Genomic DNA, 1079 nt, shown 5'->3' with positions numbered 1-1079 from the left:
TTAGCGTCATCCTCCTTTATTTCATCGTATCAAAATATCTCTCTCCACTTGCAGCTATCCAAACAGGTTTGGCTTCATTCTTTGACTTCATCAACCATAAAACAAAAAATGTTTCTACTATAGAAGTAAAAAGCAATGATGAATTTGGACAAATCTCAAGTGCTATCAACGAAAACATCCTTGCTACTAAAAAAGGTTTAGAACAAGACAATCAAGCTGTTAAAGAATCAGTTCAAACCGTATCAGTTGTAGAAGGTGGTAATTTAACAGCAAGAATTACTGCTAATCCAAGAAACCCGCAACTTATTGAACTTAAAAATGTTCTAAATAAACTTCTTGATGTTTTACAAGCTAGAGTAGGTTCTGATATGAATGTTATTCATAAAATATTTGAAGAATACAAAAGCTTAGATTTTAGAAATAAAATCTCTAATGCTTCAGGAAGTGTTGAATTAACTACCAATGCTTTAGGCGATGAAATAGTTAAAATGCTAAAACAAAGTTCAGACTTTGCTAATGCTTTAGCTAATGAAAGTGGAAAATTACAAACTGCTGTTCAAAGCTTAACCACTTCTTCAAATTCTCAAGCTCAATCTTTAGAAGAAACTGCAGCAGCTTTAGAAGAGATCACTTCTTCTATGCAAAATGTTTCAGTTAAAACTAGTGATGTTATCACTCAATCTGAAGAGATTAAAAATGTTACAGGTATCATAGGTGATATTGCAGATCAAATTAATCTTCTAGCTTTAAATGCAGCTATTGAAGCGGCTCGTGCTGGAGAACATGGTAGAGGCTTTGCTGTTGTGGCTGATGAAGTTAGAAAACTAGCTGAGAGAACTCAAAAGTCTTTATCTGAAATAGAAGCTAATACTAATTTACTTGTTCAATCTATCAATGATATGGCAGAAAGTATTAAAGAACAAACTGCAGGTATTACTCAAATCAATGATAGCGTAGCTCAAATTGATCAAACTACTAAAGATAATGTTGAAATTGCTAATGAATCAGCTATTATTTCTAGTACAGTAAGTGATATAGCTAATAATATCTTAGAAGATGTTAAGAAGAAGAGGTTTTAA

Annotated in this window: 1 protein-coding gene; it reads left to right on the top strand. The window is 32.2% G+C overall.

The features are described from left to right. The coding region (locus AJN70_RS00040; protein WP_261669642.1) for a methyl-accepting chemotaxis protein at positions 1 to 1079 on the top strand (1079 nt) is incomplete at its 5' end.

It is taken from the genome of Campylobacter sp. BCW_4341, from assembly GCF_001764255.1.
GTDB classification, from domain to species: domain Bacteria; phylum Campylobacterota; class Campylobacteria; order Campylobacterales; family Campylobacteraceae; genus Campylobacter_D; species Campylobacter_D jejuni.
This window is presented reverse-complemented; position numbering and strand designations above follow the sequence as displayed.